Origin of the sequence: Shewanella sp. FJAT-51649 (assembly GCF_019457435.1) — a bacterium.
GTDB lineage: Bacteria > Pseudomonadota > Gammaproteobacteria > Enterobacterales > Shewanellaceae > Shewanella > Shewanella mangrovisoli.
The window spans coordinates 1,204,163-1,231,144 of record NZ_CP080411.1 but is presented as its reverse complement, the minus strand read 5'-3'; the positions used below and the strand labels follow the sequence as shown (position 1 = coordinate 1,231,144).

General features: G+C 48.2%; 24 protein-coding genes and 9 tRNA genes. 3 read left to right on the top strand and 30 right to left on the bottom strand.

Annotated elements, in window-relative coordinates; translation table 11 throughout:
• Window positions 1-174 precede the first annotated feature (174 nt).
• A complete protein-coding gene (locus K0H59_RS05585) occupies window positions 175-2,229 on the top strand; it encodes a bifunctional diguanylate cyclase/phosphodiesterase (protein WP_220054913.1) in 2,055 nt (684 codons plus the stop codon).
• 87 nt (window positions 2,230-2,316) lie between these two features.
• Here the strand turns inward: K0H59_RS05585 and rpsO are convergent, their stop codons facing one another.
• The 14 genes from rpsO to rlmE all read right to left on the bottom strand — a co-directional run bounded on the left by rpsO (window position 2,317) and on the right by rlmE (window position 15,623).
• Window positions 2,317-2,586, bottom strand: a complete 270-nt coding sequence (rpsO, locus tag K0H59_RS05580) for a 30S ribosomal protein S15 (protein ID WP_011621820.1) — start codon at window positions 2,584-2,586, stop codon at window positions 2,317-2,319.
• Window positions 2,587-2,712: 126 nt separating this feature from the next.
• Complete coding sequence (gene truB / locus K0H59_RS05575; RefSeq protein WP_220054912.1) at window positions 2,713-3,666, bottom strand: tRNA pseudouridine(55) synthase TruB; 954 nt, start codon at window positions 3,664-3,666, stop codon at window positions 2,713-2,715.
• Window positions 3,666-4,106: a 30S ribosome-binding factor RbfA gene (rbfA, locus tag K0H59_RS05570; RefSeq protein ID WP_086903703.1), complete on the bottom strand. Its 441-nt coding sequence runs from the start codon at window positions 4,104-4,106 to the stop codon at window positions 3,666-3,668. The genes truB and rbfA overlap by 1 nt, the downstream gene beginning before the upstream one ends.
• A gap of 62 nt (window positions 4,107-4,168) precedes the next feature.
• Window positions 4,169-6,838 (bottom strand): translation initiation factor IF-2, encoded by a 2,670-nt coding sequence (gene infB / locus K0H59_RS05565; protein ID WP_088210877.1) that lies wholly within the window; start codon window positions 6,836-6,838, stop codon window positions 4,169-4,171.
• Window positions 6,839-6,863: 25 nt separating this feature from the next.
• Window positions 6,864-8,363: a transcription termination factor NusA gene (gene nusA / locus K0H59_RS05560; protein ID WP_088210878.1), complete on the bottom strand. Its 1,500-nt coding sequence runs from the start codon at window positions 8,361-8,363 to the stop codon at window positions 6,864-6,866.
• 29 nt (window positions 8,364-8,392) lie between these two features.
• Window positions 8,393-8,848 carry a ribosome maturation factor RimP gene (gene rimP, locus K0H59_RS05555; RefSeq protein ID WP_011716141.1) on the bottom strand — a complete coding sequence of 152 codons (456 nt, stop codon included), beginning with the start codon at window positions 8,846-8,848 and terminating at the stop codon, window positions 8,393-8,395.
• 170 nt (window positions 8,849-9,018) lie between these two features.
• Window positions 9,019-9,095, bottom strand: a tRNA-Met gene (locus K0H59_RS05550).
• Between the two features lie 83 nt (window positions 9,096-9,178).
• Window positions 9,179-9,265 (bottom strand) — tRNA-Leu (locus tag K0H59_RS05545).
• Window positions 9,266-9,276: 11 nt separating this feature from the next.
• On the bottom strand, window positions 9,277-9,609 hold the full coding sequence (gene secG, locus K0H59_RS05540; protein WP_011625494.1) for a preprotein translocase subunit SecG: 333 nt from the start codon (window positions 9,607-9,609) through the stop codon (window positions 9,277-9,279).
• Window position 9,610: 1 nt separating this feature from the next.
• Window positions 9,611-10,393: a triose-phosphate isomerase gene (tpiA, locus tag K0H59_RS05535; protein ID WP_011071430.1), complete on the bottom strand. Its 783-nt coding sequence runs from the start codon at window positions 10,391-10,393 to the stop codon at window positions 9,611-9,613.
• A 193-nt stretch (window positions 10,394-10,586) separates the two neighbouring features.
• The gene (gene glmM / locus K0H59_RS05530) at window positions 10,587-11,924 is read right to left on the bottom strand and encodes a phosphoglucosamine mutase (protein WP_023268278.1); all 1,338 of its coding nucleotides are present in this window, start codon (window positions 11,922-11,924) and stop codon (window positions 10,587-10,589) included.
• Between the two features lie 74 nt (window positions 11,925-11,998).
• On the bottom strand, window positions 11,999-12,832 hold the full coding sequence (gene folP, locus K0H59_RS05525) for a dihydropteroate synthase (protein ID WP_220054911.1): 834 nt from the start codon (window positions 12,830-12,832) through the stop codon (window positions 11,999-12,001).
• A gap of 158 nt (window positions 12,833-12,990) precedes the next feature.
• Window positions 12,991-14,964 carry an ATP-dependent zinc metalloprotease FtsH gene (gene ftsH, locus K0H59_RS05520; protein WP_220054910.1) on the bottom strand — a complete coding sequence of 658 codons (1,974 nt, stop codon included), beginning with the start codon at window positions 14,962-14,964 and terminating at the stop codon, window positions 12,991-12,993.
• Between the two features lie 29 nt (window positions 14,965-14,993).
• Window positions 14,994-15,623: a 23S rRNA (uridine(2552)-2'-O)-methyltransferase RlmE gene (gene rlmE / locus K0H59_RS05515; protein WP_011621809.1), complete on the bottom strand. Its 630-nt coding sequence runs from the start codon at window positions 15,621-15,623 to the stop codon at window positions 14,994-14,996.
• 90 nt (window positions 15,624-15,713) lie between these two features.
• Here rlmE and yhbY point away from each other — a divergent pair, with 90 nt between their 5' ends.
• On the top strand, window positions 15,714-16,013 hold the full coding sequence (gene yhbY, locus K0H59_RS05510; protein ID WP_011716136.1) for a ribosome assembly RNA-binding protein YhbY: 300 nt from the start codon (window positions 15,714-15,716) through the stop codon (window positions 16,011-16,013).
• A gap of 58 nt (window positions 16,014-16,071) precedes the next feature.
• Here yhbY and secF read toward each other — a convergent pair whose 3' ends face one another.
• The 7 genes from secF to K0H59_RS05475 all read right to left on the bottom strand — a co-directional run bounded on the left by secF (window position 16,072) and on the right by K0H59_RS05475 (window position 22,747).
• On the bottom strand, window positions 16,072-16,956 hold the full coding sequence (gene secF / locus K0H59_RS05505) for a protein translocase subunit SecF (protein WP_220054909.1): 885 nt from the start codon (window positions 16,954-16,956) through the stop codon (window positions 16,072-16,074).
• A gap of 2 nt (window positions 16,957-16,958) precedes the next feature.
• On the bottom strand, window positions 16,959-18,833 hold the full coding sequence (secD, locus tag K0H59_RS05500; protein ID WP_220054908.1) for a protein translocase subunit SecD: 1,875 nt from the start codon (window positions 18,831-18,833) through the stop codon (window positions 16,959-16,961).
• Window positions 18,834-19,210: 377 nt separating this feature from the next.
• Window positions 19,211-19,726: a hypothetical protein gene (locus tag K0H59_RS05495; RefSeq protein WP_220055558.1), complete on the bottom strand. Its 516-nt coding sequence runs from the start codon at window positions 19,724-19,726 to the stop codon at window positions 19,211-19,213.
• A 312-nt stretch (window positions 19,727-20,038) separates the two neighbouring features.
• Entirely contained in the window at window positions 20,039-20,515 is a 477-nt protein-coding gene (gene greA, locus K0H59_RS05490; RefSeq protein ID WP_011621805.1) for a transcription elongation factor GreA, read from the bottom strand.
• Between the two features lie 258 nt (window positions 20,516-20,773).
• Window positions 20,774-21,592 (bottom strand): DUF4198 domain-containing protein, encoded by an 819-nt coding sequence (locus tag K0H59_RS05485; RefSeq protein WP_220054907.1) that lies wholly within the window; start codon window positions 21,590-21,592, stop codon window positions 20,774-20,776.
• Between the two features lie 29 nt (window positions 21,593-21,621).
• Window positions 21,622-22,134 (bottom strand): DUF2271 domain-containing protein, encoded by a 513-nt coding sequence (locus K0H59_RS05480; RefSeq protein WP_041412944.1) that lies wholly within the window; start codon window positions 22,132-22,134, stop codon window positions 21,622-21,624.
• A 16-nt stretch (window positions 22,135-22,150) separates the two neighbouring features.
• Window positions 22,151-22,747 carry a PepSY-associated TM helix domain-containing protein gene (locus K0H59_RS05475; protein WP_220054906.1) on the bottom strand — a complete coding sequence of 199 codons (597 nt, stop codon included), beginning with the start codon at window positions 22,745-22,747 and terminating at the stop codon, window positions 22,151-22,153.
• 405 nt (window positions 22,748-23,152) lie between these two features.
• On the opposite strand from K0H59_RS05475, the gene K0H59_RS05470 reads away from it, so the two are divergent.
• Window positions 23,153-23,788, top strand: coding sequence for a hypothetical protein (locus K0H59_RS05470; protein WP_220055557.1), 636 nt, complete (start codon window positions 23,153-23,155; stop codon window positions 23,786-23,788).
• A gap of 296 nt (window positions 23,789-24,084) precedes the next feature.
• On the opposite strand, the gene K0H59_RS05465 is transcribed toward K0H59_RS05470, so the two are convergent.
• The 9 genes from K0H59_RS05465 to pth all read right to left on the bottom strand — a co-directional run bounded on the left by K0H59_RS05465 (window position 24,085) and on the right by pth (window position 26,902).
• Window positions 24,085-24,159 (bottom strand) — tRNA-Gln (locus K0H59_RS05465).
• A gap of 36 nt (window positions 24,160-24,195) precedes the next feature.
• Window positions 24,196-24,280 (bottom strand) — tRNA-Leu (locus K0H59_RS05460).
• An 83-nt stretch (window positions 24,281-24,363) separates the two neighbouring features.
• Window positions 24,364-24,440, bottom strand: a tRNA-Met gene (locus K0H59_RS05455).
• Window position 24,441: 1 nt separating this feature from the next.
• Window positions 24,442-24,516 (bottom strand) — tRNA-Gln (locus tag K0H59_RS05450).
• Between the two features lie 22 nt (window positions 24,517-24,538).
• A tRNA-Gln gene (locus K0H59_RS05445) sits at window positions 24,539-24,613 on the bottom strand.
• Between the two features lie 47 nt (window positions 24,614-24,660).
• A tRNA-Leu gene (locus K0H59_RS05440) sits at window positions 24,661-24,745 on the bottom strand.
• A 54-nt stretch (window positions 24,746-24,799) separates the two neighbouring features.
• Window positions 24,800-24,876, bottom strand: a tRNA-Met gene (locus tag K0H59_RS05435).
• Window positions 24,877-25,083: 207 nt separating this feature from the next.
• Window positions 25,084-26,175 (bottom strand): redox-regulated ATPase YchF, encoded by a 1,092-nt coding sequence (gene ychF, locus K0H59_RS05430; RefSeq protein ID WP_011621800.1) that lies wholly within the window; start codon window positions 26,173-26,175, stop codon window positions 25,084-25,086.
• Between the two features lie 139 nt (window positions 26,176-26,314).
• Window positions 26,315-26,902 (bottom strand): aminoacyl-tRNA hydrolase, encoded by a 588-nt coding sequence (pth, locus tag K0H59_RS05425; protein WP_220054905.1) that lies wholly within the window; start codon window positions 26,900-26,902, stop codon window positions 26,315-26,317.
• Between the last annotated feature and the right edge of the window lie 80 nt (window positions 26,903-26,982).

Genomic DNA, 26,982 nt, shown 5'->3' with positions numbered 1-26,982 from the left:
ATGACCTTGAATTACGCGCGTAAGTATACTGCAATTAGGAACAATAGATAAAGAGCAGATAATGATGACAAAGGTCTATCTTTTCACTAAAGTGGGTAAACGAACAAAGAGTTATGTTGTAACTTAATGTTGCAATAACCCCTATAGCGAAAACAATAATAAAGGATGAGCTGAATGACGGGTCGCTTTAAATCCCTAACTTGGAAACAAACGAATCTCGTCGTTTTTACAGCGCTTTTTTTCGCTATCGCCATCTTTATTGTTGAAATCGCCCTCGTCGTCGTCTCCACCAAGCAGCAACTCACTACCACGCAACAGGAATTACTGGATTCTGTAGAACAACCCGCCGCCAACGCCGTCTGGGCTTTAGATGATAATTTGGCGAGGCAAACCCTTGAGGGAGCGATTAAAGTAGAGCATGTGGGCTCTGCGGTAATCGAACTCGATGACGGCTCGATGTTTGTTTCCGTGAGCAATAATAAGAAAAACAACTCACAAACCTTTATCAGCCTTAGCAACAAACTCTTTGATGACTTAAAAGAAATTTCGCGGCCCTTGTATCGGCCCTTTTACTTTGAAGGCACACAAAAACAGCAGCTTATCGGCACGCTAACCATTTTTTACGACACGCAAGAACTCACCAACACCCTCTTTAGCCAGTTACGCTTCAGCTTTTTTGCTACCTTAGCCCGCGCGTTGCTACTTACCTTAGTGCTATCAGTGGTATTCCACCGCTTCTTAACTCAGCCGATTGCCAGGATCAGTGAAGCCATAGATAAGATTTCCCCCGATTCGCCCGATGAAAACCTGCTGCCTATGTCCAATGCCCATAAGGATGACGAATTAGGCCTAGTGACATCGAAGTTTAACCAGATCCTTATTCAATTCAGTCAAACCCAATCCAAACTGCGTAAGATGGCTACCCGTGACCCATTAACAGGCCTGCCCAATCGCACCCTGTTACTCGAAACTATTGCCGTGACAATTCAGCGCTCACGGGTTCATAAAAGTAGTTTTGCTTTGATGTTTATTGACTTAGATCGTTTCAAAAATATCAATGACTCCCTAGGACACGCCCTTGGCGATCAATTCCTCGCCCGTATCGCTCGTATTCTTGAACGTGTAGTCGGTGATAAAGGTTCAGTATCACGCCTAGGTGGCGACGAATTCGTGATTTTAGCCGACTCGGTCCACTCCCCCGATCAAGCCGCCGACTTTGTCGATAAGCTGTTAGTGCAGCTCAATGTACCGATTCAACTGAATGAACATGCGATTCACCCGGCGGCATCGATTGGGATTTCCATCTATCCAGAAGATGGCAACAGCGCCGAAGATCTTATCCGCCATGCCGATATCGCCATGTACAGCGCAAAGGCTGCTGGTTCGAATCAATGGGCCTTCTTTAAGCAACAGATGACCGAGCGCGCGGCCGTTCGTCTCCGCACCGAAGCATCACTGCATGATGCCTTGAAAAACAATGAATTTTTGCTCTACTTTCAACCCAAGTTGGATTTACAAACCGGCAAAATCACCGCTTGTGAAGCCCTGATCCGTTGGCAAAAAGATGGCCGCTTAATCAGCCCGATCTCTTTTATTCCAGTGGCGGAAGAAACCGGCATTATCATTCCCATCGGACGTTGGGTTATCGAGCAAAGCTGCCGTGTGCTGCGTGACTGGCAGAAGAAATATAACTTTGCGATACCGATTGCCATTAACGTCGCATCACAGCAATTTGCCGATGCCAGCTTAGTGTCGGACATCAAACAGATGGCGCTGCGTTATCAAATCCAACCGGAATTGCTCGAAATTGAAATCACCGAAACCTCGTTAATGAATGATATTGAGCTGGCGATCAACAAGTTAGAGCAGCTCAAATCGGCAGGTTTTGGTATTGCCGTCGATGATTTTGGTACAGGCTACTCTTCCCTGTCTTACCTGCGCCATTTGCCGATCACCACCATGAAAATCGACCGCTGCTTCGTGTCGGACTTACCGGGAGACAGCGCCATTGCCTCGACCATTTTAATGCTAGGCAAACAGTTAAATCTGACGATTGTGGCCGAAGGGATTGAAAACGAGATGCAACTCGACTGGCTCAAACAAAATCAATGTCAAATTGGTCAAGGCTTCTACTTTAGCCAACCGTTACCACAGGCAGAATTTGAGGCGTTGTATATTGCCAATCAAACCGCAACCATTAGCAATATTGATGGATTATGTGGCGCTTAATACGTCGAAGAAGATAGTATAGAACACTGAATTTGAGGCAATAAAAAAGGAGGCTTAGCCTCCTTTTTTACGTCAGTAAACGCGTGATTAACGACGTAAACCTAACTTTTGGATCAGCTCATTGTAACGCGCTGCTTCAGTACGCTTCAGGTAAGCTAATAACTTACGACGAGCGCTAACCATGCGTAACAGACCACGACGTGAGTGGTGATCGTGGATGTGCTCTTTGAAGTGATCTTGCAAATGGTTGATTTGAGCAGTTAACAGCGCAACTTGAACTTCAGTTGAACCAGTGTCGTTTGCGCCACGGCCAAATTCAGCCAGGATCTTTGCTTTCGCTTCAGTACTTAGTGACATGTGTCTCTCCAAATATAAAATGTGAATCTCTAGCCGATCACTAACTCAGCCAGAGGGCGCGCTATTCTACCCATAATCCTTGGCGCGCGCAATAAATGCGATGGATTAATAACCCAAGATAATCAATTAAGATGCTTTAGCTTGGTCGTGGATCACGACTAAACGCTTAGGCGCCAGTAAACCATCTTCATTCATCTCGCCAATGCCGACGAAACGACGCTCGCTTCCTAAGGTAATACGTACCAGTGTATCTGCAACTAGGCCAGAGACTCGTACCGCCTGACCTTGCATTAGGTAAGCTGCGCTCGCATCTGGCACATTGACCTCAGGAAAGTCGGCCACCGCTGTATCCATAGGGAGCAGCAGCGAGTCCAGTAAGCTGCTTGGGTCAAGCAGCTCCTCCTGCGCCTTAGCAACTAAGGCTTCGAGCTGCTCAAGAGTGACCATTTTGTCGTAGGGATAATGGGCAACTTGAGTACGACGCAACATAATCACATGGGCACCACAACCAAGCATCTCACCTAAATCATCGATGATAGTGCGAATATACGTGCCCTTAGAGCAATGAATGTCTAAGGTCAGCTCATCGCCTTCTAGACTGATGAAGTTCAGCTCAAATACTGTGATTGGACGCGCCTCGCGCGGTACTTCAATCCCCTCGCGGGCATACTTATACAAAGGCTGGCCTTGGTATTTCAGCGCCGAATACATGGAGGGCACTTGCTGGGTATCGCCACGGAAATGTTCTAAGGCGGACATTAACTGCGCCTCAGTGAACTCGAGCGGGCGAGTCTGCACCACTTCACCGTCAGAGTCGCTAGTATCTGTGCGTTGTCCCAGTTTTGCGGTAACCAGATAACGCTTATCCGAATCTAGCAAATGCTGCGAAAACTTAGTCGCCTCGCCTAAACACACAGGCAGCATACCCGTTGCCAAGGGATCGAGCGCTCCCGTGTGCCCCGCTTTGTTGGCATTAAAAAAGCGCTTTACCCGTTGTAATGCGAAGTTGGAGCTCATGCCAGTGGCCTTATCCAACAACACAATACCGTCGATAAAGCGGCCCTTCGAACGTCTCGCCATTACGCTTTACCTTCGGTGTCATCGGCTTCGTCGATGTCATTCTCAGTCACATCGTCGGCGCTACCAAACTGTTGCTGCTTGGCTTTATCGCTGTTGATCACTTGGCTGACGAGGTTAGACATACGCATACCTTCAACCAATGAACTGTCATACACGAAACGGATTTCAGGCATGACTCTCAGCTTCATACGGCCCGCCACTAAAGTACGGATATAAGGTGCGGCAGTAATCAAGGCATTAAGCTTTTCTTGCACAAGCTCTTTGTCTTCTTCGAAGAAAGTCACAAACACTTTGGCGTAACTTAAATCGCGGGACACATCGACATCATTAACGGTTACAAAACCAATACGGGGATCTTTCATGTCGCGTTGTAACACAACAGCCAGCTCTTGCTGCAACTGCTGGGCTATGCGACGTGTACGACTGAATTCTTTTGCCATAATAGAGTTACCATAGCTAATGTATTAAATTGAAAGGGCGGCTAATGCCGCCCTCTTTATCGTTACAGTGTACGTGCCACTTCGACGGTTTCGAATACTTCGATTTGGTCACCCACGCGGACATCGTTGTAGTTCTTAACACCGATACCACATTCCATGCCGTTGCGAACTTCGTTAACGTCGTCTTTAAAGCGACGTAGCGATTCGAGTTCACCTTCGAAGATCACCACGTTATCACGCAGTACACGGATTGGCGCGCTGCGCTTGATGGTACCTTCAGTCACCATACAACCGGCGATTGCGCCCAGTTTTGGTGACTTGAACACGTCACGTACTTCAGCCAGACCGATAATCTGTTGCTTGAATTCTGGTGACAACATACCCGTCATCGCCGCCTTCACTTCATCAATCAGATTATAGATAACGCTGTAGTAACGCAGGTCTACACTTTCGCTTTCGATAGTCTTACGCGCCTGAGCATCGGCACGGACGTTAAAGCCAACCATGATAGCGTTAGAAGCCGCAGCTAAGGTCGCGTCGGTTTCGGTCAGCGCACCCACACCGCGAGCGATGATGTTCACTTTCACTTCGTCGGTAGACAGACCCATTAAGGAGTCGGTAATCGCTTCGAGTGAACCTTGAACGTCTGCCTTTAGAACGATGTTCAGTTCCTTCACTTCGCCTTCGGTCATGTTCGCGAACATGTTTTCCAGCTTAGACTTCTGCTGACGCGCTAATTTCACGTCACGGAACTTACCTTGACGGTACAGTGCTACTTCACGGGCTTTACGCTCGTCGCGAACCACAGTTGCTTCATCACCGGCTGATGGCACACCTGAAAGACCTAAGATCTCAACAGGGATAGATGGGCCCGCTTCAGTGATTGAACGACCATTCTCGTCTTTCATCGCACGGATTTTACCGTACTCTAAACCACACAGAACGATGTCGCCTTGGCGCAGTGTCCCTTCTTGAACCAGAATCGTTGCCACAGGGCCGCGACCTTTGTCCAGTTGTGATTCGATAACCACACCCGCTGCCATACCGTCACGTACCGCTTTAAGCTCTAATACTTCAGCTTGCAGCAGAATGCCTTCGAGTAGGTCGTCAACGCCAGCACCTGTCTTAGCAGATACGAAGGCGAACATGTTGTCACCGCCCCAATCTTCAGACATGACGCCGTGTTGCGCTAATTCGCTCTTCACGCGGTCGATATCGGCTTCTGGTTTGTCCATCTTGTTGACAGCAACAATCAATGGCACGTTACCGGCTTTAGCGTGTTGAATCGCTTCGATGGTTTGTGGCATTACGCCGTCATCGGCTGCAACAACCAGTACAACGATGTCAGTCGCTTTAGCACCACGGGCACGCATTGCGGTAAACGCGGCGTGACCAGGGGTGTCTAAGAAAGTGATCATGCCGTTTTCGGTCTCAACATGGTATGCACCGATATGTTGAGTAATACCGCCGGCCTCACCCGCAGCCACTTTCGCGCGGCGGATATAGTCGAGCAGAGACGTTTTACCGTGGTCAACGTGACCCATGATGGTCACAACTGGCGCACGAGGCTCAAGCTTAACGCCGCCCTCTTCGTCACGCTCAGACAGTACTTGTTGCTCTAATTCGTTTTCACGGATCAGTACCACTTTGTGGCCCATTTCTTCGGCAACTAACTGGGCGGTTTCTTGATCTAACACTTGGTTGATCGTCACCATTGAGCCCATCTTCATCATTTGCTTGATGATTTCAGTCGCTTTAACCGCCATTAAGTGGGCAAGTTCTGCCACAGTAACGGTTTCACCGATACGCACATCACGGGTCACAGCAGCAACTGGCTTGTTAAAGCCGTGGGCCATTGATTCTGGTGCTGTGCTACGGTTACGCATGTGTTTTTCGCGACCGTCACGGGCATCTTTACCACCACGTTTAGTCTTGGCGGTATTTTTGTTACGTGCACGACGACCACGTTTTTCTTCATCCATATCCGATGAATCTTCAGCAGCACGAGCCACTTTAGAGGTAGTGATATGGTGATCGCTATAACGTTCAGCCTCTTTACGTTGACGCTCTTCTTCGTCCCAACGCTTAGAGTTCTCTTCCGCTAACAGACGCGCTTTTTCAGCCGCTTTAGCCGCTTCTTCGTCTTGCTTACGCTTAGTCGCTTCCGCTTGAACCGCTTTTAAACGCTCAGCTTCAATGCGTGCTGCTTCCGCTTCTGGCGAAGTGTCTTTTGCAGGTTTCGCATCCGTTGCCGCTTTAGCCTTAGCTTTTGCTTCGGCATCCGCTTTCGCCTTGGCTTCCGCTTTTGCTTCTGCGTCAGCTTTCGCCTTAGCTTCGGCTTCCGCTTTGGCCTTGGCTTCCGCTTCAGCTTTCGCCTTAGCTTCTGCTTCCGCCTTGGCCTTCGCTTCTTCTTCCGCCTTCAGAGCCGCTTCGCTAACATCGCGTTTAACGAAAGTACGGGTTTTACGCACTTCCACTTTAACGTCTTTAGATTGACCACCATTACCGGCCACACTCAGGGTCGATACGGTTTTACGTTGCAGTGTCATTTTGGTCGGTGCGCTTTCGCCGCCATGCTGCTTCTTCAGATAATCCAGTAACTGTTGCTTCTCAGCTTCAGACACGTTATCAGTTTGGCCTTTCTTAATTCCGGCCTGAGAGAATTGCTCAATCAGACGTTCAACACTTTTACCCACTTCCGTGGCCAATTTCTCTACGGTAGTATCTGCCATCAGTTAAATCCCCCTGTTGATCGACTTATGCTTCTTCGCCAAACCAACAGATGTTGCGGGCAGCCATGATCAGCGCACCTGCTTTTTCTTCTGTCAATTCTTCAATTTCGATCAAATCATCAATGCCTTGTTCAGCCAAGTCTTCTAGAGTCACGATACCTTTGCTTGCTAAAACATAGGCTAAGTGTCTTTCAACACCTTCAAGTGCTAATAACTCTTCACTTGGCTCCACACCATCTAGTGCTTCTTCAGAGGCGAGAGCTCGAGTTGAGATCGCCGCTTTAGCACGCTCACGTAATGCTTCAACGATATCTTCATCGAAGCCATCAATTGCCAATAATTCAGATACAGGCACGTAAGCCACTTCTTCGAGAGAAGTAAAGCCTTCGTCAGCCAGTACTTGAGCAAAATCTTCATCTACATCCAGTGCTTCCATGAATAAGCTCTTCACCTTAGCGCTCTCGGCTTGGTGCTTCTTGTTCATGTCTTCAACTGTCATCACGTTCAGTTCCCAACCGGTTAGTTGAGTCGCTAAACGCACGTTTTGACCGTTACGGCCAATGGCTTGTGCCAAACTTTCCGCTTCAACGGCGATATCCATTGAGTGGTTGTCTTCATCAACGATGATAGAAGCCACATCGGCAGGTGCCATTGCGTTGATCACATATTGTGCTGGATTATCATCCCACAACACGATATCGACACGCTCGCCGCCTAATTCATTCGAAACCGCTTGTACACGTGCGCCACGCATACCGACGCAAGCACCGATTGGGTCGATACGACGGTCGTTTGACTTCACGGCGATCTTAGCGCGTGCACCTGGATCACGGGCAGCGCCCATCACTTCAATAAGCTCATCGGCTATTTCCGGTACTTCAACACGGAACAGCTCAATCAGCATGTCTGGCTTAGTGCGAGTTAAGAATAACTGCGCGCCGCGAGCTTCTGGACGTACTGAGTACAATAAAGCACGTACGCGGTCACCTGGACGGAAAGATTCACGTGAAATTAAATCTTCACGGAACAATACGCCATCAGCGTTGTTACCTAAGTCAACTACCACGCTTTCACGGGTCGCTTTTTTCACCACACCAGTGATCAGCTCGCCTTCTTTATCTTGGAACTGTTCAACGACTTGTGCACGCTCTGCTTCACGTACTTTTTGTACGATCACTTGCTTAGCGGTTTGGGTAGTAATACGGTCGAAGGCCACAGATTCGATCTGATCTTCGATGTAATCGCCAGGTTGGATTTCTGGGTTTTCGTAACGCGCAGCTTCCAAGGTGATTTCGCGGTATGGGTTTTCTAACGCAACACCGTTATCGTCGATAACCATCCAGCGACGGAACGTTTCATAGGCGCCAGTTTTACGGTCGATAGAAACACGAACGTCGATATCGCCTTCGTATTTTTTCTTGGTTGCAGTTGCCAGCGCAGTTTCTAGCGCTTCAAAAATTTTCTCGCGTGGAACGGCCTTTTCATTTGAAACCGCCTCAGCGACTAGCAGAATCTCTTTATTCATTTCGTCTTGCCTCGTTCACCTTGAAACCATCAAAACTTAGCGATGATGTTGCCTTTACGGATATTATCCAAGGCGACAACTAGCTCTTTACCATTCACATTGAGTGACAGCATTTGGCCGTCAACCTGTGTAATGGCGCCTTTTAAATTACGACTGCCCGCGACAGGCATAGTCAGTTGAAGCTTGACATCCTCTCCAACGTAGGCCGCATATTGTTCAGCAGTGAACAGCGGTCTATCTACTCCTGGTGAAGAAACCTCTAAGGTATATTCGGTCGAAATAGGGTCTTCAACATCGAGTACAGCGCTGACTTGGCGACTTACGTTGGCACAATCTTCGATATTGATACCATTCTCACCATCAATGAACACGCGCAGGATTGAATGTTTACCCGCTTGTACATATTCAATACCCCAAAGTTGGAAGCCTAATGCCTCCACAGGCACTTTGAGCATGTCTGCCAGTCTGGATTCTAATGTTGCCAAAATTGACCCCCGGAAAAAACAAAAAAGGGCTTAATAGCCCTAGTAAAGCGTCGTATCGGATACGACAAATCTAAAAGTCCCAGATAACAAAAAACCCCGTAATGACGAGGTTATTAGCTTCAAGAACCTGTAAACCATAACGAATTCAAATACTATTCGTTACTAGGAGCTGGTTGCGGGGGCCGGATTTGAACCGACGACCTTCGGGTTATGAGCCCGACGAGCTACCAAGCTGCTCCACCCCGCGTCAACTGTGTGCAAGTATATTGACTATCGTCTTTTCTTGCAATAACTAAGTCAGCGCTTACTTCGTCTCACTTAGCTATATTATGGTGCCGAGAGCGGGACTTGAACCCGCACGTCCGTTAGGACACAGCCACCTCAAGGCTGCGCGTCTACCAATTTCACCACCTCGGCGACACCTTTTACTAGTCAGGAATTTTCGTTTCTGACTTTTCGGTTGCTTGATCAACTGGTTGAGTTACCTGTTCATCAGAACCTAAATTTTTCCATGCATCTTCATTTTTTGCGTGGTTTGCACTTAAGTTGCCAATCAGCAGACTTAACGTGAAAAACGCAATGGCCAGAATCGCCGTTGTACGTGTCAGGAAGTTACCTGAACCGCTTGAACCGAATAAGGTACCTGATGCACCGGCGCCAAACGAGGCCCCCATGTCAGCTCCTTTACCTTGCTGGATTAAGATCAGGCCAATTAAACCTAATGCAACCAACAAGTAAACAACCACTAAAACTTCATACATATTATGCGCTCATCGCTATGGTACACAGACTTAAAAACTCGGTAGAGTTTAAACTGGCACCGCCAATCAGTCCACCATCAACATCAGGTTGGGCAAATAAATCTGCCGCGTTACTCGGTGTCACACTGCCACCGTACAAAATCCTGATATTTTCTCCGATAAACGGAGACACTTCAGAGAGACGTTTGCGTATAAACGCATGTACTTCTTGTGCCTGCTCTGGTGTCGCGCTCTTACCAGTCCCCACAGCCCATAATGGCTCGTAAGCGATAATGGCATTATCAAAAGCCATAGTGCCATTTTTCTGGATCACTATATCCAACTCTTCCGCAATTACCTCAAAGGTACGTCTTGCTTCACGTGCTGGACCCGACTCACCCACACATAAGATTGGGGTTAGGCCGTGCTTTTGTGCAGCGGCGAATTTCTCCGCTACGATATTACTCGTCTCTCCGTACATACGGCGACGTTCTGAATGCCCGATAATGACATATCGACATCCGCAATCTTTAAGCATCTGGCCCGAAACTTCTCCGGTATAAGCGCCAAAGTCATGTTGACTTAAATTCTGAGCGCCCATCCTAACAAGTGAACCGTCTAACGCTTCCTTGTTTGCTTCTAGCAGTTGCCTGACGCTTTCTAGATAGATAGAAGGCGGGCATAAAACCACTTCAGCTGAATCATTTTGGAGCTTTGAGGCAAATTTCTTGAACAACTCTTGGGCTAATGCCGCACTGCCGTTCATCTTCCAATTGCCAGCTACCATAGGACGTCTGAGTGCCATCACTGTCTCCTCTGAAAGCGGCGTGAATAATAGCGAACCACTTATTAAGTTACAATAGCTAAATTCGAAATTTTTCAGATATTAGGTTGGAATGCTTACTTTTTACACGCCAAACCCTATTCTTGCTCATTAATGCAGCTAACACCTTCATTTTAAATCGGTATCAGCTGCACTCGACTAAAGATTAGTTTGATTAGCTCGCCGATTTTACCGCATCTGCAATCAAATTGGCGTGCGCTAACACAGTATTGTGATCATCACCTTCAACCATCACACGAATTAACGGTTCAGTACCAGATTTACGTAGCAATACGCGACCACGGGCACCCAGTTGTGACTCAACCTGAGCCTGAGCGGCTTTGACTTTATCTGAGCTTAATGGGTCGTGTTCCCCCTCAAAGCGCACATTCACTAACACCTGTGGCAACATCTCCATCGGGGCAGTGAGTTGTTCTAGTGTGGCATTTTGTCGACGCATTGCCGCCAGTACCAAGATACCCGCCACGATACCATCACCCGTCGTACCATGGTCAAGGTTAAGGATATGACCCGAGTTTTCACCGCCGATGCGCCAATCGAGTTCTTTCAATAACTCCATCACATAACGGTCACCCACTTTAGAGCGGGCAAAAGGAATATCTAAGGCTTGCAAGGCTAAATCGAGACCGAGGTTAGACATAAGCGTGCCGACAACGCCACCACGCAGCACGCCACGGGCTTTAGCATCACAGGCCAGAATATAGAGGATTTGGTCGCCATCGATTACTTCACCGCGGCTGTTGACCATCATGATACGGTCGCCGTCACCATCAAGCGCAATCCCTAAATCGGCGCCCTCTGTCAATACGGTTTCGCAAATTTTTGCCATGGACGTGGCGCCCACTTTGTCATTGATGTTGACGCCATTGGGCTTATCACCAATGGTAATCACCTCTGCGCCTAACTCACGAAATACCGCAGGAGCAATGTGATAGGTCGCACCGTGAGCACAGTCCACGACAATTTTTAACCCTGTGAGGGTTTGATCCGCTGGGAAGTTGCCCTTGCAGTATTCAATATAACGGCCACGTGCATCTTCAATACGTGACACTTTGCCCAATAGATGTGATTCAACACACTCTAAGGGCTTTTCTAATTCGGCTTCAATTTCCAGTTCTAGGTTATCGTCGAGCTTGCTGCCATCGGTTGAGAAAAATTTAATGCCGTTATCATAGTATGGATTGTGGGATGCACTGATCACCACCCCTGCTTCGGCGCGGAAAGTGCGAGTGAGATAAGCCACAGCAGGTGTTGGCATTGGCCCCATCAACATCACATTGAGACCCGCAGCCGATAAACCCGCCTCTAAAGCAGACTCAAACATATAACCCGAAATACGGGTATCTTTACCAATAATCACTTTTTTCGTGCCGCTGCGGGATAACACCCGCCCAGCAGCCCAACCCAACTTTAATGCCAGCTCGGGAGTCATCTGGCCTGAACCTACCTTGCCACGAATACCATCGGTTCCAAAAAATTTACGTTCGCTCATATTGCCCCACAAACTTCAATGTGTCCCTTCGGTTGGGATCATAATATTAATGAAATACTTAACAAAAATAGCCTTTATAGATATGCCTGTGTCGCTTGTAACACTTTCAGCACATCGACAGTTTCAGGGACATCATGGACACGAATGATATGTGCCCCTTTCTGGGCCGCTATCATGGCGCCAGCAAGGCTCCCCGCTAGACGCTCGGAGGTCGGTCTAGCAAGGAGGTTTCCTATCATGCTCTTACGGGATAAACCTATCAATATCGGCAGCTCAAACTGCTCAAAACTATCTAACTTCGCCAGCAGTTCATAGTTGTGTTCTAAGGTTTTACCAAAGCCAAAACCCGGGTCGATTAACAATCGCTCCCGCGGGATCCCCGCATCGATGCAGGCTTGAATACGCTCGTACAAAAACTCAGAAACATCAGCAACAAGGTCTTGGTATTCGGGCGCAGTTTGCATACTGCGCGGCGCGCCCTGCATGTGCATCAAACAAATGGGTACATTCAGCTGCGCCGCGGCCTCTAAAGCCCCAGGCTCCAATAAGGCACGCACATCGTTGATTAAATGCGCGCCAGCATTCACCGCTTGGCGCATCACTTCTGGTTTACTGGTATCGACCGAAATCCACACATCATGGTGTTTCGCCACATATTCCACCAAAGGGATAACACGGGCGAGTTCATCCTCAACCGTCACATCGGCCGCACCCGGCCTTGTCGACTCGCCACCGATGTCTATGATAAGCGCCCCTTGGGCGACCATCTCATCAGCATGTTGGCAAGCTAATTCAAAGGAAGAGAACTTTCCACCGTCGGAAAAAGAATCGGGAGTAACATTCAGAATGCCCATTACGACGGGCGAGGCTAAGGATAAACGTTTGGTTCCAGCAATTAATTCAAACACGCATTGACTCCATTTGGGACAGCTTGCTAGCGCGTTTCATCCGTTTTCTGCGCTGTTCACTCATGTGACTGATTTATATTGAATGACAGCGCAGTCAATTTTCTAGCAAGATAAAACAAGAAAACCCCTTAACGGGGTTCTCTTTCAATTAACAACCGCTACTTAACGGGTGACTCATCGGCATCTTTCAGCTCTGCCTCAGCGGGAGCGGTTTTTACCACTTCGTCGACTTTAACGGCAGGTTCACCTTTGCCATTGCCTTTGTCGTTTGAACCATTGTCATCCGCTTGCCAATCGGCAGGCTGACGCACTTCGCGACGGTTCATTAAATCGTCAATTTGCAGTGAATCAATGGTTTCATACTTCATCAGCGCGTCTTTCATCGAATGTAGAATATCGATGTTATCCAGCAGGATTTGCTTAGCACGGCCATAGTTTTTATCGATAAAGGCTTTCACCTCAGCATCGATAACCGTCGCGGTTTCATCGGACATCGCCTTGGCTTTACCCATGCTACGACCTAAGAACACTTCACCTTCTTCCTCGGCATAGAGTAATGGACCGAGTTTGTCGGAGAAGCCCCACTGAGTCACCATGTTACGGGCAATCGACGTCGCATATTTAATGTCTTGTGAAGCGCCTGTAGACACTTTTTCACTGCCGTAGATCAGCTCTTCGGCTAAACGACCACCGTAGGCAACCGAAATCTGGCTTTCTAACTTACGACGGCTTTGGCTAATCGCATCGGCCTCAGGTAAGAAGAAGGTCACCCCCAGCGCACGACCACGCGGGATAATGGTAACTTTGTGCACAGGATCATGCTCTGGCACTAAACAGCCCACAATCGCGTGACCCGCTTCGTGGTATGCAGTCATTTCTTTCTCGGCTTCTGACATCACCATAGAGCGGCGCTCAGCACCCATCATGATCTTGTCTTTTGCACGCTCGAATTCTTCCATACCGACAACACGGCGGTTACCGCGCGCCGCAAACAGAGCCGCTTCGTTAACTAAGTTAGCTAAATCGGCACCGGAGAAACCTGGAGTACCGCGGGCAATTACGCTTGCTTTCACATCTTCAGAAAGTGGTACTTTACGCATATGCACTTTAAGGATTTGCTCACGACCGCGAACGTCCGGTAGACCCACAACCACTTGACGGTCGAAACGACCTGGACGCAGCAGCGCAGAGTCCAATACGTCAGGGCGGTTGGTCGCCGCAATCACGATAATCCCTTCGTTACCTTCGAAGCCGTCCATCTCAACCAGCATTTGGTTAAGGGTTTGCTCACGCTCATCGTGACCGCCACCTAAGCCAGCGCCACGTTGGCGACCTACGGCATCGATTTCGTCGATGAAGATAATACAAGGGGCTGATTTTTTCGCCTGTTCGAACATGTCACGCACCCGAGATGCACCAACACCGACGAACATTTCTACGAAGTCAGAACCCGAAATGGTAAAGAAAGGTACCTTTGACTCGCCCGCAATCGCTTTAGCCAGTAAGGTTTTACCTGTACCTGGTGGGCCAACCATGAGCACGCCCGTTGGAATACGGCCACCCAGTTTTTGGAATTTGGTTGGATCACGCAGATAATCGACCAGCTCTTTCACTTCTTCTTTGGCTTCATCACAGCCTGCAACGTCAGCAAAAGTGGTCTTGATTTGGTCTTCGCTCATCAGCTTGGCTTTGCTCTTGCCAAAGGACATAGCGCCTTTGCCACCGCCGCCCTGCATCTGGCGCATAAAGAAAATCCATACCCCAATCAGCAACAACATCGGGAACCAAGAAATAAAGATCTGGGTTAAGAAACCCGACTCTTCGGCCTCTTGGCCTTTCATGGTGATGCCTTTACGGTCAAGATCATTAATCAAATCTTGGTCATACAGTGGCATGATGGTCGTGAATTTTTCGCCCGTGCGCTTAGAACCTTCGATAGTACGTTGGTCACTTTTCACTTCAACACTGGCGACTTGTCCATCACGAACATTGTCTAGGAAAGTAGAATAATCCATCTTCTGCGATGACGAAGAAGAGGGGGAGTAACCCTGAAACACTGACATCAGCACGACGGCGATGACAACCCAGAGTATTAGATTTTTTGCCATGTCACTCAAATTACTAGACCTCATAAAGTCTTGCGATGATTAACGCTAGGGTACTACAACTTGTACCCTGTCGCCACAAGATAGACTTCACGGGAGCGTGCCCGCGACGAGTCCGGTTTACGTGTTTTTACTACTTTGAATGCGTCTTTTACCGCCTTCATATATTCGTCAAACCCCTCCCCCTGAAAGACTTTGACCGCAAAACTGCCGTTAGGTGCCAATACTTGATGACACATATCTAACGCCAGTTCGACTAAATACATGGCGCGCGGCTGATCGACACCATCGGAACCACTCATGTTGGGCGCCATATCAGACAATACAACGTCAACCTTATCCGCACCGACGCGAGTTAGCAATGCTTCGAGCACTTTCTCTTCACGAAAGTCCCCTTGCAAGAAATCCACGCCGACGATGGGATCCATTGGTAAAATATCGCAGGCGATCACTTTACCTTTATCTCCGGTCAGCTTGACGGCTATTTGAGACCAACCACCAGGAGCCGCACCTAAGTCCACCACAGTCATACCAGGGCGGATCAATTGGTCCTTCTCCTGGAGCTCCTCAAGCTTGAACGCAGCGCGAGAACGCAATCCCCGTTTCTGTGCTAGTTTGACATAATGATCATCAAAGTGTTCCTGCATCCAACGGGTGGAACTGGCCGTACGTTTTTTACCTGACATTTAAAATCCGCAACAATTGAGAGTTACACAAGGGCTATATAAGGGTAGAATAGCGGTTTTTCAACAGTAACTCAGCAAAAGTTGGTAGAAATGAACTTAACAACCAAACAAAAACAGCATTTAAAAGGTCTGGCGCACAATTTAAAGCCAGTGGTGCTGCTTGGTGCCAATGGATTGACTGAAGGTGTACTCGCTGAAATTGAAAGCGCACTCGCTTATCATGAACTGATTAAAGTGAAAGTAGCCTCTACCGATAGAGAGCTAAAAAATGCCATCGTTGATGCCATAGTACGTGAAACTCAATCTGCAAAAGTGCAACTTATTGGTCATATTCTGGTGATTTATCGTCAATCGCCTGAAATGAAAATTGCCCTGCCAAGAGCGAAGTAATTTTCCAGCCTTAAACAAAACGGCCACTCAAGCGAGTGGCCGTTTTGTTTTTAGCCCTTTAAGGCGTGTCGGTGACGACTTGCACTTTATAATGCTCTGGCGTTAATCCCAAAAACTCGGGCAATGAAGTCCCGACCGATATCGATGAGAAAGTACCAGTCAAGATGCCGATAAACATGGCTATCGAGAATCCTTCCAACGGCCCACCACCCATAATCCATAACGCTCCGACCGTCATTAAGGTGGTTCCCGAGGTCACCATGGTACGGGAAAAGGTCGCCACAATCGCTTGGTTATTAATCTCCTGAATAGCAAGCTTTGGCTTAGCAATCAATAACTCCCGAATCCGGTCGGCGATAATGATCGAATCGTTGAGTGAATAACCTAAAATCGCCAGCACGGCAGCGAGCACGGTTAAATTAAACTCCATCTGGGTTAATGAGAAAAAGGCGAGCACAAAAATTACGTCGTGCACCAGCGCAAATAACGCGCCGGAGGCGAGACGCCATTCGAAGCGATAACTCAAATACCCTAAGATACACAGCATCGCCACCAACAGGGCAAGACCGCCCTGCTCGGCTAACTCTTTACCCACTTGCGGGCCGACAATACTGGTGTTTAGCACTTGTACCTCACCCAGTGGCGCTAAGGTTTGCGCAATATCGACATTACTTTGTGCAGTGTCTGCATAGCGCAATACCCAACGTCCGGGCTCACTGGCCGAAATCACCGTCACCTCTTGCTGATAAGCCGCGTTCAATAAGGGTTGCAACTCGCTGCTGGTGATACGCCTGTCGAGCTGAACCTCAGTCACCACACCGCCAGTAAAGTCTAAGCCCCAGTTAAAGCCTTTCATCCCGATGATGGTGAGTGAGGCCAGCATTAAAAAGATAGAGATAGCGCTCGATACATAACGCCATTTAGTCAGATTGATATTCTTCATAGTTATACCCTCACATGGCGGCGCGCATCACGCCCATACACTAGGTTGATTAAGGCTCTTGAGGCAAAAATACCGGTAAACATACTGGTTAGCAGGCCCAAACCTAAGGTCAAGGCAAAGCCTTGGATGGGACCATTACCGATGGAATAGAGCACAACCGCGGTAATCATAGTGGTGAAGTTAGCGTCGAAAATGGTTGAAAACGCACTGTCAAAGCCAGTGTCGATAGCGAGAGCGAAGCTGCGCCCCTCTTTCAACTTGTCTTTAATCCGCTCGAAGATCAGTACGTTGGTATCGACCGCCATCCCGACCGTTAACACCAGACCGGCAATACCGGGTAAGGTCAATACCGCGCCGGGGATCAGCGCCAACAAACCAAAGAGGATCACCATGTTAGCAATCAAGGCCACATTGGCCACCCAACCAAGACGGCGATACCAGAGCGCCATAAACAGCAAGGTAATTCCCATACCAAGGCCGAGCGCAGCAAAGCCGTTTTGGATGTTCTCGGCGCCAAGGGTTGGGCCAATGGTGCGCTCTTCAACAATGGCCACGGGCGCCGTCATTGAGCCCGCTCGTAGCAGCAAGGCTAATTGCTGCGCCTCTTGATAGGTGCCTGCGCCCGTAATTCTAAAGCGATCTCCGAGCTGTGATTGAATGGTTGCGACACTGATGATCTCTTGGGTTTGCTTAGCTTTGCCCTGCTCATCCCGGCTATATTCGCTGTAGGATGTTGCCATCGGCTTACCGATATTAGCGCGGGAGAACTCCGACATTTTTTGACCGCCGATACGGTCGAGGTGAATGTTCACTTCGGCCATGCCCATTTCGCCAATATTGGCGCGGGCATCGACAATATGATCGCCGCCCAATACGGGCGTGCGGGCCACATAAACAGGATTGCCAGATTTATCCTTCAGCACCTGCGCATTCACTGAACCCGATTCTTTAACTTCAAAAAAGGCCAGACTTGCGGTCGCACCAATCACGTTTTTCGCGGCAGCCGGGTCTTGAACACCGGGCAATTCGATACGAATACGGTGTTCGCCCTGACGCTGTACTAAGGCTTCTGTAATCCCTAACTCTTCAATCCGGCTACGCATAATTTGCAGGTTTTGCTGCACGGTTAAATTACGTAACTTGATTTGCTCTTCTTGAGCGAGTTTGACCACTAAGCCATTATCCGCATTGGTTAATTGCCAAGTCGGGTAGCTTTGCTGCATAAACTGGCGAATGGCTGAGCGCGCGTTATTGGCAGATTGAGCCGCGTCATTAAATGCAATTGCGATTTGCGACCCTGCGTCATCGCGCGTGCTATCAATACGCACACTGGCGCCGCGAATTTGCTGTTCACGCAAAAACTGTCGAAGGGACTCCACTAATGCATCAGCTTGGGCTTGATAGACAGGCTGCACATCCACATCGAGCAGAAATTGCACCCCACCGCGTAAATCGAGCCCGAGTTTAATCGGTTCAAAGCCCATATTTTGCAGCCAACTCGGCGCCGCACTCACCAGTGCCAGCGTGAGCTCTTTCGGCTCACTCACCATGGACGACACTAAGGTCTTTACCAAGGTTTGCTCGCTGTCATCATTGAGCACGATAAGGGTTTGCCCGCCTTCTGAGCTGTTGGCACTGCCCTGTTGGGCATGCTTAACTTCGATACGTTTAACCTCAACGCCCTGCGCCTTTAATTTATCCCGCAGTTCAATGGGGGTTAAGTTAAGCCCCGCTTTAGCGCCCACCTGCACGGCGGCGTCTTCTCCATACCAAGTCGGTAATGCACTGAATAACATCACAATAATCGTGACGATAAGCACAAGGTATTTCCAAGCTGAATAATGATTTAGCAGCTTTTTACTCTGAATTTTATCCATAGATATCACTCGCATGATATTGCCCGCTCTGATAGCCATCTGTAGCGCAAATAGCGCTAATAAACATGAGCGAACAATCACTGTATTACGGTGAAACCTGTAAACACGGATCCCACAAGGAGAACGCTAGATGCGAGCAAACTCAGTGGTGATAACCGATTAAAATCCGTCTAAACCGAATGGATTTAAATCCCATGCGATTTAGTCGCACCTTCGGCGTACACACCGCAGGCTTTGATGCTAGGTTATCGGGTACAGGTTTCGGATGACAAAATGCAAAGTTAATCAAAGGTATTCTTAACGACCTCTGGTTCAGATGATGAACTCAAACGGCATCGTTATGGATAAGCCTTGCTAACTTGCGACAGATAAGTGAGTTAAGCGGCTTGCTGACTAAAGCGATATTGGAGGTTGGAGACTTTCCAACCGGAGATCCGCGCGGGCGAAGATTCGGCTAAGAGGGTCCAATCCGGGCGAGCATCGAGGCGAATATTTTCCCCTAATGCGGACGCAGGCGCAGGTTCGAACTCAAAAGCCAACAGGTAAACAGGCTTCACCTCACGCATATCATGCTGAACAAGATTGATAAAACGCTGGGAGTTAGCCGGAGCAAAATTAAAATCATCCGAGTGACTGACTAATTCAGGCTCGGAGCAATCGGTGGCTTGTGCCTTATCAGCAGCACAGACAGCTTGGCTATCGCTTTCAGTCGATGGTGCCGTTGAGTGATGTGATGCAGTGTTCTCTTGCGCTGTAAGTGACGGCGTATCCGCGGTAGGCGCAGTTGTTACTACCGTTTTAGGCGCCAGATGCTGTTGCTGGGCGGTTAAGCTGCGCGGCGCATAGTAGCCACCCGCATGGGCGATCAAAATGATCGACACGCAGAGTAACATTAATCCTTGGCGCCAGAGCTTAATCAAACTGAGTTCCTAAAAGGTACACGCAACCATTTACGTGATGAAATATTTGCAGAAGAAACCACGCTTTCTTGGATAGCTTTCGTAAAGAACCTTGATGAATGCATAGAAAGCTCCAAGCATGCAGCTTAGGTAACGGCCGCTTTAGAGGCAAGTTAAACTTTATCCATCTTGCAAATTTGTGCACTTAAGCTACTGATTTTGAAGCGCTTTAGACATAAAGGGCCATAAAAAAGCCGCCCTAGGCGGCTTTTTATCGGTAAACAATCGAGTCTGGCGTACTAAGACTTAGATGTATTGCACCGAAATAATTTCGTAATCGGTCAAACCACCAGGGGTTGCGATCGACACTTCATCACCTTCATTCTTGCCCACTAAACCACGGGCAATCGGAGAGTTAACTGAAATCAGGTTTTCTTTGATGTTAGCTTCATCGTCGCCCACGATACGGTAAGTCACTTCCGCATCGGTATCCAGATTAAGGATAGTCACAGTGGTACCAAAAATGATACGACCATTGTTCGCCATCTTAGTCACGTCGATGATCTGCGCGTTAGAAAGTTTGCCTTCAATGTCACGAATACGCGCTTCACAGATCCCTTGCTCTTCACGGGCTGCATGATATTCCGCGTTTTCCTTTAGATCGCCTAACTCTCTCGCTGAGGCAATCGCTTCAGTGATTTTCGGGCGACGTTCAAACTTGAGCATATCTAACTCTTTACGCAGCTGTTCTGCACCGACAACTGTCATAGGAACCTTAGTCATAACTTCTTTCGTCTCCTTTAAAACAAAAGCAACCCGTGCCGACGCTAAAGGTCAACACAGTAAAATCAGGGTGGAATTGCGCTATTCTAATCGTTATGCGCTTGGGATGCATCAAGAACTATGCACCAGTGCAGCTTACTGAAGCTCAGGCTCAGATGCTAGTGCCAAAATATAATAGTGCGAACTTAAGTAGGATAAAACAAAATGCCCACAAACAAATTTGTGGGCATTGCTAAGGAGGAGCATTAAAGCCTGCGCTTATTCAAGCCCAGCTTCGAAGGTCAAAAAGATTTCGCTAACTGTTTTATCGGCAAGCGATTTATCAGGACTTGGACGTTCGATTGAAGCATGCAGCAGATAACGACCAGCAGCGGGCAGCGTCATCGCCACTTTACCTTCTTTATCCGAAGTTAAACTGATTTCTTCCGGCTTGTTACGGTACAGGCTGCCATCCTTCATAATTGCCACACTCACGCCTTCGACAGGCTTACCATCGTAAACAAACTGCAGTGTTGCGGGTTCATTTTCAACGATATCAGCGGGATGGGTAATAGGCACCAATTCCAAGTATTCACCTTTCGGCGCTAATACCTTATCGGTGGGTTTGTTGCGGGTCACATAGGTTTCGACCCGCGCCACATTTAATGAACCTTTAAGCTCATAGGCATCCTTTGGCATCACGGCCGCTGTCGCTTTTTTATCGAGTCGACTGCGCACCATGCCTTCTTTACCTTTGATTTTGTAGACAGAAAAGTATCTCGGCGTGACTTCTTTCTCGAACTTATAGCTACCGTCTTGCAGTAATTGCACATCGAAAACCGATTTACGACCGCCAGTGTAGCTTGAACTTGGGGAACTTGGCTTACCATCGGGTAAGTACACACGCACATCGCTGGCGGTTACCGGTTTATCAAACATAAACACTTGGTTACTGGCGGACACGTCGGATGTGATCCACACCGCCTCTTGGCTTTCGGCCGAGACGTTATAGTGGCTAGGTAAAATCCAGCGATCATGACTGCTCGCCAATGGGCTGATGCAGAGCGCGCTAACTAAGGCAAGTAAACGTAGTTTCATCTTCATATCCTTTCAGTAAAGTGCAGGGCTTAGCGAGTCATACCGCTTAAGCGAATATCAATCACGCCAGTTTCAGTGGTTGCTGGTAGCTGGGCGGTAAAATCCCCCGCCGTTAAATCCAGGTTTTGCCTCACGAGGTCGCGCCCGCCGTGCTCGCGAACCACTTCGATAAACACTGTGTAGGAGGCAGGCGTCAGCGGTTTACCCGCATCATCCGTTAAGTCCCAATCAATTTTGTAATGGCCTGCAGGCTTGGTCGCCGAGGCGATGCCGTCGACAAAGCTCATGTCTTCACGCCCGGCTTTACGCCACCAACGACGAATGTCCTTGAGCCATTTATGGCCCTCATCCCATACCCATAGGCTTATGGTTTTAACGGTTTGGCCCTTAGCATCCTCAACCCACACCGCCACATAGGGTCTGTGATACTGACCCTCAGTAATTTCTGGCAAGGTCAAATCAACGGTCATTTTCGGCGCGGCAAATACCGCTGAACTCACAAACAACGCACCGATGGCGCTGGTGCGAATAAGCTGACGCATCATTAATCGGTTCTCCCTATGGAACAAAATAGACATACACAAGTGCACAGCCTGAACTGACGAGCACCATATAAAACAAGGATTTTTTAAGTCGCTTCGTTTGAGGCAGCAGCAAATAGGCGCCTGTGAGCGAAAAGAGAATAATCAACAAGGCGCAAAGATCTAACACCCAAGCCCATACCGTTCCTGTATTGCGCCCCTTGTGCAGATCGTTGAGCACCGCAACAACGCCATAATCTAAGGTCTCAACATAGGCTTTGCCGTCGAGCAGATCTAAGGTGACGGTGCGATAGGTGCCAGGGCCTTTATTTACTAGGCTTATCTCATCCTCATCGATATCGGCAGTGCCAATATCCATATTCCACTGGCTTTTTAACCAATGCCCCGCCGCTAAACGCCACTCAGGCTCCTGCGGCGCTGCAGGTATTAAATAATTTGGAATATCAAACTGTTCACGTCGCGGTTCTTGATCCGCTGAAGAAAACCAATTGGGATGGTTTAAGGTGATCCCGGTTACGGCAAAAAACAGCATTAACAGCAGCAGTGCCATAGAGACATAAACATGAATAGTCCGAGCGAAGGAAAGCGATGATTTACTGACTTTTAATTTCAATGACTGACTCTCAAGAAGGGATATTAGGCGAGCGCCTAAATCGCCACCAACCTTTAGCTAATAGCCTGTATTAACGAAAGTTAATGGAATAGAGAGTAAATGATATTTATTATCAACAAAACCCAACTTTACATTCTTTACATCACAAGTACGGTATAACGGCAAAGTTGATGGGAAATATCACAAACTCGTAGAGCGAGAAAAACAGTGGAGAATACAGAAATAATTGTAAAACCAATGCAATTTCAATTAGATAAAACTTAACCTTTTACTCTCTAATCCCAGTAAAAATTTACTTATTCACCCCTCTCGTTTACAGAATCGCAATCGGCTACAATCCGCCGCCGGCGACTTGCTGGTACTTCCAAAGGAAATATCATCTTGAGTACAACTCTGCTCAAAAAAATGCGTTGCCTACACATTATCTGGCTCGCACTAATGCTTAATGCCTGTGTTGCCCCGCTGCTATTGATGTCACCCCAAGGCCAACTCATGTGGGCACTGCTAAAACCCCTGGTCGGATTAAATCCAAATGACGTGGGGCTGTTCGAACAGCCACTGATTAAAGATCGGATGAAAGCTCTGCTCGGAGACAACTACGAGACCACGGTATCGCTGCTAAAAACCGCCGATAAAATCCAACAAGAAGGTCCGCTGTTTTATATGGTGTCGACCTATACGCCAGTGCCGGAAATGGCCGAAAAAGCAGGCTTTGTGTGGAACTCAGAAACCAACCAAATGGCGGTGATGTTGCTTACGGGTGGCTCGCCAAAAATTATCTCTGAGCAATTTACCGATCAGGCTGAGAAACTGATACCGAGCTGGCCTAAAGAACTGGCTGACTACACAGATCCGCAAAAACTACAGCAAAAGGCGATAGATGCTGGCACGGAAAAGCTGCAAGAACAAATCCCAGCGGCTGCGCCCCTAAAAGCGGTTGCCACAGGCGATGTAAAAGCGACACAGGAAGCGGTGCTTGAAAAGGCGGTGAGCGAAGTCGCAGCCCCCGCAGCGGTTAAAGAAGTAAAATCCGTACAATAATAACTAATCAACGCTCGGCGAGCGTTTTAGTCGCACTTCACTTTTGTCGCTGTCAGCCACAGTGTTTATTCAGCACTGTGGCTTTTTTATCTCTAAAAACACCAATCTAAGCCAATTAAGCACATCTTAGCCATTAGCACATAACCAAAATTCAAGGCTTGCGCTAGTGATGCCATAGCACGCTAACGATATCGGAAAGAAGATTGGAAAATAACGAAGTAGTGAGAGAGTGACTCGATAAGCACATATAAAAGGCAGAAAGCAAAAAGCCCGTCGTAGGACGGGCTTTTTAACTATGGCTGGGGTACTAGGATTCGAACCTAGGTATGCCGGGATCAAAACCCGGTGCCTTACCGCTTGGCGATACCCCAATTAACTTGTCATCAACCTAAAAGGTTGCACTTTGATGGTACGGGAAGAGAGACTTGAACTCTCACACCTCGCGGCACCAGAACCTAAATCTGGCGTGTCTACCAATTTCACCATTCCCGCATCAAAATGTACCAGATTGGCAAACAAAGGCGTCTCTGGATTTTTACCAGATAAATCAAATTGATTTAACGTGGATTTAAATATGGTAGCAATGGCGGGACTTGAACCTGCGACCCCAGCATTATGAGTGCTGTGCTCTAACCAGCTGAGCTACATTGCCATGGCTGGGGTACTAGGATTCGAACCTAGGTATGCCGGGATCAAAACCCGGTGCCTTACCGCTTGGCGATACCCCAAAAACTGAGAAACATGAAATGATGGCTGGGGTACTAGGATTCGAACCTAGGTATGCCGGGATCAAAACCCGGTGCCTTACCGCTTGGCGATACCCCATCACTAACTTGTTTCATACATCCGCTAACGCCGATGTTTAAAAATAATGGTACGGGAAGAGAGACTTGAACTCTCACACCTTTCGGCACCAGAACCTAAATCTGGCGTGTCTACCAATTTCACCATTCCCGCACTGCTTCAAGTTGACATCCTGAATTGATGCTAGCAAACGCTAGTATAACGAAATGGTAGCAATGGCGGGACTTGAACCTGCGACCCCAGCATTATGAGTGCTGTGCTCTAACCAGCTGAGCTACATTGCCACTTCGTTATTGCGCGCCCCTCGTAGCGAGGAACGGGGCGTATTATGCTTATTCGAGGTATCGAGGTCAACAGCTTTTTTTCGCTATTTCCCTCGAGACAAACCGTTCGGCTATTACTTCACCAAACTGAGCAACAGATGCGCTAAATCGACCTCTGTTGCCCGTATTTTGCCTTACTTTCTAAAGCTTAGCCCTTTATCAAAGCTGTTAGACGTTAAACAGGAAGTGCATAACATCGCCGTCTTGAACAATGTATGTCTTGCCTTCTACACGTAACTTACCCGCTTCTTTGGCGCCCGCTTCACCTTTATAGGTAATAAAGTCGTCAAATGCCATCACTTGAGCACGAATAAAGCCACGTTCGAAGTCGGTGTGGATAACACCCGCCGCTTGTGGTGCAGTCGCGCCTACAGAAACGGTCCAAGCGCGCACTTCTTTCACACCCGCAGTGAAGTAAGTTTGCAGGCTCAGCAATTGGTAACCAGCGCGGATCACGCGGTCTAACCCTGGCTCTTCTAACCCTAGGTCAGCCATAAACTCATCACGCTCTTCGGCCTCCATTTCAGCCAGTTCTGACTCAATGGCGGCACACACAGACACCACAATGGCGTTTTCTTTTTCAGCAATGGCACGCACTGCATCTAAATGTGGGTTGTTTTCGAAACCATCTTCAGCCACGTTAGCGATATACATGGTTGGCTTTAAGGTTAAGAAGTTTAAGTAAGCAACCGCTTCTAATTCTTCCTTAGACAGTTCCATAGAACGCAACATATGGCCTTCATCGAGGATGGGACGCATCTTCTCGAGTACATCCACTTCAAACTTAGCGTCTTTGTCGCCACCCTTAGCGCGTTTTTGTTGACGGATCACCGCACGCTCTAAGCTGTCTAAGTCGGCTAATGCCAATTCAGTGTTGATGACTTCGATATCGCGCGCAGGGTCAACACGGTTAGCCACGTGAACAATGTTGTCATCTTCAAAGCAGCGCACTACATGACCGATAGCATCGGTTTCACGGATGTTGGCAAGGAACTTGTTACCTAAACCTTCACCTTTAGACGCGCCCGCCACTAGACCTGCAATATCTACGAATTCCATCGTGGTTGGCAGTACACGTTGCGGATTTACAATCGCCGCCAGCGCGTCTAAACGTGGATCCGGCACAGGTACTACGCCAGTGTTTGGCTCGATGGTACAAAACGGGAAGTTTGCCGCTTCGATGCCAGCCTTAGTTAACGCATTAAAAAGCGTTGATTTACCTACGTTAGGAAGACCAACAATGCCGCATTTAAAACCCATATTCTTACCTTTCTCTCGATGATAGGCTGGCGAGTCACACTCACCAGCAAGTTTATAGTCACCCTGCCCTTAGGCAGTACATTGATTAATTCGATTGTCCTTATGTTCGCCGTCCTTTCGCAGGCCACGAGCACAGGGCTTACTCCGCTTTAAAGGAGTGTAAGCGAGTCATGGCTTTCACCATGTCCTCTTTAAATAGCACTTCAGTGGAGCGTACAGCTTCATCCACGGCGGCGTTGATCAGCTCTTGTTCTTTGGCTGGCGCCTTACCCAGTACGTAACCACTTACTTTATTCTTATCGCCGGGATGGCCAATTCCAATCCGTAAACGGTAGAAGTTTTTATCATTAGCCAGTTTAGCAATAATGTCTTTTAAACCATTATGGCCACCATGACCGCCACCGAGTTTAAATTTAGCCACACCTGGCGGCATATCCAACTCATCGTGGGCCACTAGAATTTCTTCAGGCGTAATACGGAAGAAATTCGCTAAGGCCCCCACGGCTTTGCCGCTTAAGTTCATATAGGTGGTTGGGATCAGCAAACGCACATCTTTGCCATGCAATACAGCTCTGGCGGTGAGGCCAAAATACTTGCTATCCGGCACTAAGTTGACACCACAGATACGGGCCAATTCTTCCACATACCAAGCACCCGCATTATGACGAGTCTGCGCATATTCGGCGCCCGGATTGGCAAGACCTACGATTAATTTAATTTCGCTCATGACACTCACTAATGGCACTCAATACTGCGTTAATTGGTCGATGGCAAAGCGCACAGGGACCAGCATCTTGAGTTAATAAT